Below are 8,106 nucleotides of genomic sequence, written 5' to 3'. Positions count from 1 at the left end.
TTATTGAAACAGTTTTTAGTGTACTAAAGGGGTTTTGAACTGAACATACAAGACATAGATCAATTTGGAATGCCTTCGTCCATATCTTATCTACTCTTGTTGCTTACTGTATGAAATCTAACAAACCAGCTATATCTAAAAATTATCTAATCCAGAATTGAGGTTATTATGCAGGATTCTTGCACCCATAGGTAAAATAATTTTAGCTGTTAAAGTACCGTTATCTGATAAGTAATGCGATACTGCTCCGATTGTGCTTTTAATTTTTCCTACAATTAAAACTTCAGTATCGACTCCAACTTTTCCGCTTAAAGACTCCGGCAATTCAATAAAAATACTTTGTGAGTTTTCTGTTCCGGTAATGCTAAAAAGATAATCGCCTATTTTTACTTCATCGCCAACCATAGACTTAATTAAACCTATTTTACCGGAGTAGGGTGCAGTAATTATCATGTCGTTGTATGTTTTAGAGCTTTGGAATAATTAAATTTTGTATCTTCAAGTTCGCTTTTTGACCTTTTATATTCCTCGTTGCTTACAAATTTTTTAGCAAATAAAGCTTCTTTTCTATTATAATCTTCTTGTTTTGTATTTAATAAAGCTGCTGCTCTAGATTTAGTAGTTTCTGCTATGTTTTTATCTATAACCACAATATATCCCCTTTTTTACTATTTCTCCTTGATGCAACTACTCTGGTGGCATTAGCATAATAATCACGGCTATTATCATTCTGGCATTGCCCTACAATATTAAATATGTCGTAAAGCTTGGCAATTTGTACTTTAGTTGCTTTTACTCCTGTAATTTTTCCTTCTTCCTTTTTACTTGCCATAGTAGAAAGTGAGATAAGTAAGGTAAAAGGAACAATAAGTTTTGCAGGCATAATATTATACTCTAAGGTGAATAAGTGTTATTCTAGTAGTTTGTCCACGGCATCTAGGGAAGGTAACTAAAAGCGTATGTTGTTGTAACATTTTTAGCTGGATWCCGTGGACAAGCCACGGTATGACAAAGTGTGCTTTTTAAGCTCCTCATCTGTTAACCATTTATATTCTTTTTCTAGAATTTCAAATCTGATTTTTTCTAATTGTTCATCAAGATCAGGTTCAGGAACGATAGCAGAACCCATAAATTCAAATCCTTGATAGTTAATTTTAAGTTTCTTACAAGTTTCTTGTAATGATAATAAATTTTCTTCTATATTATCAATAAATATTATTGATTGCGGATAATAATTTGTTTTGCGTAATACATATTCAAGTACGCTTCCTTTATCATATTCTGCGGTGTAAATTATGCCGTCTTTTAATGTAGGTTCACCGCAGCCGGCATTAAAATCTTCTATTATTATCTCATCTTCTAAAGGTGAAAATTCTTGAAAAATTACCTTTAATTCAGTGAGTTCACGAATTCTCCATTCGATCATATCTTCAATTACGCCGAATTTACCGGTAGGAAGTTTAGTAAGACCCATTGCTGGTATATTTTTTTCTTTAAGTAGAGCAAATATTGTTAATATATCTTGATTAACAAATCTAGCTTTTCTATCTTTAAGAACGATGCTAAGTAATGATTCACATTCTTTTCTAGTAAGTCTTTTTTCAATGCTCTTCATTAATTCTTTTCTATAATCATGTGTTAACCTAGATTCATCACTATCCATTACAATTACTTCATCTACATCAAAAAGCACCAAGTTAGTATTATCGGCTTGTTTTACCGCTTCTATAACTTCTTTAAAATTGTGAACTTTATTTATTTTGCTATACATATTTATTATTTATTTAATATTAGAGAGGCTAATTACTTCTTCTAAGGAATTTGTCATTACCTTTAAATCTTCTTCTCTAGACAAATTATGGTGACCGTCTTTAATTAGCTTCATTACTATTTGTTTACTCGTTATTTTTTCTAATAATTTTACTGAAACATTATAAGGCACGTCTTCATCTAACATCCCATGGATTATATGTAGCGGTGTATTTATATCAATCTGTTTCTTTGTCAATAATAAATGTTTTTTTGCATCTTCTATCAGTTTATAGCTTATAGGATATTTATGCTCACAATTTTTACCGCTTACTTCTAGTATTCCTTCTTTTTGCATCTTATTTTGATCATTTAGAGATATATTTTGCCAAATATTTTCAGTAAAATCTGGAGCAGGGGCTACACACACAAGCCCTTTTATTTTATCAGGAAATCTTAAAGCCGCAAGAAGTGCTAGCCATCCTCCCATGCTCGAACCTACTAATATCGCCTCTTTATCAATTAATTTATCTAAAATTAGTGATACTCCTTCTAACCAATCACTAATTGTTTGATCCTCAAATTGTCCTGATGCGTTTCCATGACCGAAATTATCAAAAACAATAAAATTATAATTGTTTTTTTTACAATAATCTATTAAATAGATAGCCTTAGTTGATTTCATACTAGACATCAAGCCGTGTAAAAAAATTACAGATGGAATATTTGTATTAATTATTCTATAATTATCATAGACAATAAATTTGTCTTGTGTTTTATTATAAAGCTTGTGCATTTTAAATAATTATTTTAATAGATTGAGATTTAATGCCTTCATTAAAGTCAAGTAAACGATACAATAAATATACTATTTTGCAAGTAGTTCCTGCTCTAGTTTCGGGAGGGGTTGAAAGAGGTACTATAGAAGTTGCAAAATATCTTAAAATTCTCGGTCATACTCCTATCATAATTTCAGCAGGCGGTACTTTAGTTAAAGAGTTAGATAAGGAAGATATATTACATATTAAAATGAATAGTAGCAGTAAAAATCCTTTTGTAATTCTGAATAATGCAAAATTGATAGCAGAAATAATCAAAAAATATAATGTTGATATAGTTCATACAAGATCAAGGGCACCGGCATGGAGTTCATATCTAGCAACAAAATGGACTAATGCTAAATTTCTGACTACTTTTCATGGGGTTTATAATATTCCGAATAGTTTTAAAAAATATTATAATAGCATAATGCTAAAAGGCGAGAAAGTTATTGCCGTATCTAATTTTGTAAAACAACATTTGCTTGAAAACTATAAAATTGATGAAGATAAAATAGTAGTAATTGAACGTGGAGTAAATTGTGATTATTTTAATCCGGCAAATTTAACACCCGAAAAACTTAAAAAATGTCGTGATAAATATGATGCACCGAGCAACGTGCCGATAATATTAATGCCTTCTAGAATGACAAGCTGGAAAGGGCATCTTGTTTTAGTAGAAGCATTAAGTAAGTTAAAACATAGAGATTTTTATTGTTTAATGGTCGGTGATATATCTAGACATCCCAATTTTACTAATAGAGTAAAAGAGCTTATAGCTACTCTAAAACTTCAAAATAAAATTCAAATTTTCGGTAATGATTCGGATATAATAAACCTATATGGGATTTCCAATATTATCGTTTCTGCCTCAATCGAGCCTGAAGCTTTCGGTCGTACTATTATAGAAGGGCAGGCGATGGAGAAGCTTGTTATTGCAACTAATATCGGCGGTGCAGTAGAAACGATAAATAATAATATAACCGGTTTCCACGTAGAACCAAATAATGCCGAAGCGTTAGCACAGAAAATCGATTATTGTTTCTCAATTTTAGGTACTGATACTGCTAAGAAAATCCAAGAAGCGGCAAGACATACGGTAATTAATAATTTCTCTTTTGATCTGATGCTAAGAAAAAACCTTGAAGTCTATAAAGAAATCTTAAAAAACTTCCATAACTAAAGAACCCTCAGCTATAAGCTGAGGGGTTATAAAGTGGAATCGATTAGAAATCGATCATCATTCACAGGTTCACCTTCCTGTTCATCAATATAGTGCTGTATCATTTCATCAGTTATATTACCTGAACTGACCGCCATATAGCCCCTAGCCCACAAATGATTGCCCCAAAATTGTTTTCTTAAATGAGCAAATTCTTGCAATAAAATTCTTGAGCTACTACCTTTTAAATACTGTACTAACTTGCTAAGAGATATTTGTGATTTATATGAGATAAACATATGCACGTGATCACATGATATTTTCCCTGAAATTATATATACTTCATGTTCCATACAAATCTGCCTTAGTAAATCTCTAGCCCTTTCCGCTACTTTGCCTATCAATACTCTCTTCCTATATTTTGGTATCCATATAAGATGTACTTTTAAATCATACTGACTATGACTATTCTTTCTATAACTTCTCATGTTTCTTGATATAAATTCATTGCTAAAGCAATTTCATTATATCTTCCCTTCGCCTGAAGGCGAGGGATTTCTTATCCCCGAAGGGGGACATTAAGATTTTATTATAATCGCTATTAGTTAGTAGTGTGGTTTATGTCATTCCCGTGTGGCATTGTTGCGTAGACGCCTAATCGTCATTGCGAACGACTGCAAGGAGCGTGGCAATCCAAAAAAAATAACAAAAAAAATTCTATAAATCAGAATTTTACTGGATTGTTTCGTCAATTACTTACGTAATTTCCTCGCAATAACGGAAAAAACGCTCTACGCAACAATGCCTTCCAGCAACGGCGGGAAGGAAGAAAAAACATATATAAAAAACTAGATTACTCTTCATTTACTCGAAATATATAGGGATAGGGTTGAATAGAATGACTATTCTCCTAATAATTCTATTCCGGCATACAAATCTTCAAGATTTATATACTGGTCATAAAAATTATTATAGTCATGAATTTACCGTTATGATGTACTACAAGCATTAAAGTTTCCGGTAAAAATTCTTTTAAAGCTTGTTGTACATTTTCTATAGATGTTTTATCAAGATTGGCAAACACCTCGTCTAAAATTAATATTTTAGGGTTTGAAATTATAGCTTTAATGATTCCAATTTTTTTCTTTTGACCGCCACTTGGTGCATTTATTACATCATAATTTTTATTAAAAATTATGGCATTATATGTTCTTAAAAAGAATACGCAAGTAGAAACAATTATTATATACCTTTGATACTTCAAGATTTGGTACGTCAAATTTCGGGATTCGCCTGTGCTCACATACTATTGTACGCTGTGCAGGCTCACCGCTTATTTGACTTCCAACTTTTGAAGTATCAAAGGTATATATGGGGCATTGTTTATTAAAAATAGATATAGTCATTGCGAGCGGGCGTTGTTGCGTGTATCGAAAAAAGCACTCAGTGTCATATCGTGGCTTGACCATGGTATCCATAAAAACAACTAAAAATACTAATAATGTTAGTATTTTTAACTGGATTCCCGCTTTCGCGGGAATGACATTACGAACATTCTTAGTGGGCTTAATTTGTAAAGACAGTATTATGTATTAACGAGAATATAACTCGATTACTAAATGAACTTCTGCTTCAAAAGGATATGGAACATCAGAAAGAGCAGGAACTCTTAAATATTTACCGGTTAATGAAGGTACATCAAATGATAAATAGCCCGGTGTTGTTTGACCTTGTTTTGAAACGGATTCTTGGATAAGCGATATTTGTTTTACGGATTCTTTAACTTCTATAACATCACCTTCCTTTAGTCGTATGCTTGCTATATCGGCTTTCTTACCGTTTAATTTAATATGTCCGTGTGAAACTAACTGTCTTGCAGCAAAAATAGTTGGAGCTATGTTCATTCTATAAACAACAGTATCAAGTCTGCTTTCAAGTAACCCAATGAAGTTTTCACCGGTATTACCTTTCATTTTTTGAGCAAGTACAAAAATATTCCTAAATTGTTTTTCAGTGACACGACCGTAGTGGCATTTTAATCTTTGCTTAGCTTTTAAATGTAAACCATAATCTGAAGTTTTAATCATGGTATTCTGCCCATGCTGCCCGGGACGATAATTTCGTGTATTGAAAGCATCCTTGCTATCACCCCATAGACTTACCCCAAGTCTTCTACTAGCCTTATATTTAGAACGAACAATTTTTGTCACTGATAATATCCTTAACTTTTATTTGAATTACAGCGTCATTCAAAAAGCTTGATACAAGCGAATTTTCTGACATTTGCCTTTGCTCACGTACTTTTTGTACGCTCCGCAGGCTCAGTCGTCAATTCATCTTGTCTAAAGCTTTTTGAATCTAGCTTTGTAAAAAAATATATACATTTCTTACATCAAAGTCAATCATTGATTTTTAACCTAAAACTTTTTATACTTAAATAAAAAAATCGTATGAGTTCTTTGATAAAATCAATAAATTTAGGTAAAATAAATTACTCTCAGAGTACAGTTAAAGACTATATATTATTAATGAAACCACGTGTGATGTCGCTTGTGATTTTTACGGGTTTTGTAGGTATGTGGCTTGCTCCTTATTCCGTGCATCCTTTTATTGCCGGTATTGCAGTTGTTTGCATAGCTCTTGGTGCAGGTAGTGCAGGGGCAATTAATATGTGGTACGATAGAGATATCGATAGCTTAATGAAACGCACTCAAAAAAGACCTATAGTCAGAGGTGCTGTAGAACCTGATGAAGCTTTATCTTTTGGTTTGATAACGGGATTTTTTGCAGTATTTTTTATGGCTTTATGTGTTAATCTACTTGCATCCTTTTTACTGCTATTCACTATTTTTTATTATATCTGTATTTATACTATTTGGTTAAAGCGTCGTTCTATACAAAATATTGTTATTGGCGGAGTATCGGGAGCATTACCTCCTGTGATAGGTTATGCAGCGGTAAGCAATACTATATCTCTAGAGTCGATTATATTATTTTTGATTATTTTTATTTGGACACCGCCGCATTCATGGGCTCTTGCTTTATTCTGTAACGAAGATTATAAAAACTGTAAAGTACCGATGATGCCTGCAGTAAAAGGGAATTTATATACTAAAAAACAAATTCTAATTTACAGTATTCTTTTATTTATTGTTTCGCTAATGCCTTTTTTTATCGGAATGAATAATTTTATATATTTAATAATTTCCGGTATTCTTGGGTTAGTATTTCTATATTATTCCGGTTCTTTATTCTATGACACCCCTGATAACAAACAAGCTAAACGATTTTTTGCCTATTCGATATTTTACTTGTTTTTTATATTTTTACTTTTGTACTCAACTAACACTATATCCCCTATCAGTTGAGAGATAATAGTGTTGGGTTACTTTTATGGGAGATAAAATTGAAACCCAACGTGAAGAAACATATCATAAGTTTATTTTCATGCAAGTGATTTTTTATTTATAACTGTAATTTTCAAATTTTATGCTTTTGTTTCGTAATTTTGATAAGTAGGAAGAGTTAGAAGATATATTGGATTTGATTCCATGGGATCAATCTGTTATGCAATACATTCCATCGTTGGATTAAATTACTCTTAATACCGGCTTTATAACGTACAGCCTTGCTTCCGTATTCACTTACTTTATTTTCCTGTATGTTTGGTTGCCAAATTAAAGCTTCACTCTCTAATCTATTTGAGGCAATATTTCTTTCATGCTGCTTGTCGTTATGTGTTAAAAATATGCATTCCGCTTTTATAAACGGTTTATATTGGTTATTTATGTATTGATCTAAATCTTCAAATAACTTTGCATATTCGGTGAGCCAGCCTTCATAAGCAATAATAGGAGAAAAGTTTAGATGAACTTCGTAACCTGCTTCAATAAAAATATTCACTGCTTTTATTCTCTCAATAATCGGACTCATTTTTGGCTCTAATATCTCGCTTATCCTTGCCGGTATCAAACTAAATCTAATCCTTATTTAGCCTTCAGGATTAAAATTAAGCAGTTTAGGATTAACATATTTAACGCGAGTTTCGTATTCAAAAAGTCGCTGAATAGCTGATAGTAACTGGGTTACGGGGATCTTGATAATACTGTTTTTGTTATAAAGTGAGTACAAAATACAAATTGCTAATTAAAATATGGTATTTATAGTATTAGAAAAAAGTTTATAGGTTATTGAAAAAACTTTAAGAGCAATAACCTATGATAATGGATTTTACAGAAATATTTTGTTACGTCGATGATTTTTTTCAAGAATTAGACAAGCATACAAATTCAATTACTAACCATAACAACAAATCTGGTCCTAAAAGTCGACTGAACAGAAGTGAGGTAATAACAATTATAATAGGCTACTGGCAGT

Annotated in this window: 8 protein-coding genes and 2 pseudogenes; 2 read left to right on the top strand and 8 right to left on the bottom strand. The window is 31.8% G+C overall.

Annotation, left to right across the window (positions count from 1 at the left end; genetic code table 11):
- Window positions 1–162: 162 nt before the first annotated feature.
- The 3 genes and pseudogenes from REIS_RS04345 to REIS_RS04335 all read right to left on the bottom strand — a co-directional run.
- Window positions 163–886: pseudogene (locus REIS_RS04345) on the bottom strand (efflux RND transporter periplasmic adaptor subunit); the annotation flags it as partial.
- A 90-nt stretch (window positions 887–976) separates the two neighbouring features.
- Window positions 977–1,771, bottom strand: coding sequence for a DUF2608 domain-containing protein (locus REIS_RS04340; protein ID WP_008580055.1), 795 nt, complete (start codon window positions 1,769–1,771; stop codon window positions 977–979).
- 9 nt (window positions 1,772–1,780) lie between these two features.
- A complete protein-coding gene (locus tag REIS_RS04335) occupies window positions 1,781–2,545 on the bottom strand; it encodes an alpha/beta hydrolase (RefSeq protein WP_008580054.1) in 765 nt (254 codons plus the stop codon).
- A 32-nt stretch (window positions 2,546–2,577) separates the two neighbouring features.
- On the opposite strand from REIS_RS04335, the gene REIS_RS04330 reads away from it, so the two are divergent.
- Window positions 2,578–3,750, top strand: a complete 1,173-nt coding sequence (locus REIS_RS04330; protein ID WP_008580053.1) for a glycosyltransferase family 4 protein — start codon at window positions 2,578–2,580, stop codon at window positions 3,748–3,750.
- A 26-nt stretch (window positions 3,751–3,776) separates the two neighbouring features.
- Here REIS_RS04330 and tnpA read toward each other — a convergent pair whose 3' ends face one another.
- The 4 genes and pseudogenes from tnpA to rpsD form a co-directional block, all read right to left on the bottom strand.
- Window positions 3,777–4,217 carry an IS200/IS605 family transposase gene (tnpA, locus tag REIS_RS04325; RefSeq protein ID WP_008579210.1) on the bottom strand — a complete coding sequence of 147 codons (441 nt, stop codon included), beginning with the start codon at window positions 4,215–4,217 and terminating at the stop codon, window positions 3,777–3,779.
- 458 nt (window positions 4,218–4,675) lie between these two features.
- A complete protein-coding gene (locus REIS_RS15620; RefSeq protein WP_008580052.1) occupies window positions 4,676–4,993 on the bottom strand; it encodes an ATP-binding cassette domain-containing protein in 318 nt (105 codons plus the stop codon).
- Window positions 4,974–5,099: pseudogene (locus REIS_RS15615) on the bottom strand (palindromic element RPE5 domain-containing protein); the annotation flags it as partial. The gene REIS_RS15620 and the pseudogene REIS_RS15615, both read right to left, overlap by 20 nt.
- Before the next feature lie 222 nt (window positions 5,100–5,321).
- Entirely contained in the window at window positions 5,322–5,939 is a 618-nt protein-coding gene (gene rpsD, locus REIS_RS04315; RefSeq protein WP_008580051.1) for a 30S ribosomal protein S4, read from the bottom strand.
- 240 nt (window positions 5,940–6,179) lie between these two features.
- Here rpsD and cyoE point away from each other — a divergent pair, with 240 nt between their 5' ends.
- Window positions 6,180–7,097, top strand: coding sequence for a heme o synthase (gene cyoE / locus REIS_RS04310; RefSeq protein WP_008580050.1), 918 nt, complete (start codon window positions 6,180–6,182; stop codon window positions 7,095–7,097).
- Window positions 7,098–7,254: 157 nt separating this feature from the next.
- Here cyoE and REIS_RS04305 read toward each other — a convergent pair whose 3' ends face one another.
- Complete coding sequence (locus REIS_RS04305; protein WP_371256163.1) at window positions 7,255–7,713, bottom strand: spore photoproduct lyase family protein; 459 nt, start codon at window positions 7,711–7,713, stop codon at window positions 7,255–7,257.
- Between the last annotated feature and the right edge of the window lie 393 nt (window positions 7,714–8,106).

The sequence above is a fragment of the Rickettsia endosymbiont of Ixodes scapularis genome (genome assembly GCF_000160735.1).
Taxonomy (GTDB): domain Bacteria; phylum Pseudomonadota; class Alphaproteobacteria; order Rickettsiales; family Rickettsiaceae; genus Rickettsia; species Rickettsia tamurae.
Note: the sequence above shows the minus strand (reverse complement) of the source record. Positions and strands in the feature narration are given on the sequence as shown.

Excerpts from the sequence above, each read along its gene's own strand:
- cyoE (WP_008580050.1), top strand. The coding sequence starts at position 6,180 with ATGAGTTCTTTGATAAAATCAATAAATTTAGGTAAAATAAATTACTCT.
- REIS_RS04335 (WP_008580054.1), bottom strand. The coding sequence starts at position 2,545 with ATGCACAAGCTTTATAATAAAACACAAGACAAATTTATTGTCTATGAT.
- REIS_RS04330 (WP_008580053.1), top strand. The coding sequence starts at position 2,578 with ATGCCTTCATTAAAGTCAAGTAAACGATACAATAAATATACTATTTTG.
- tnpA (WP_008579210.1), bottom strand. The coding sequence starts at position 4,217 with ATGAGAAGTTATAGAAAGAATAGTCATAGTCAGTATGATTTAAAAGTA.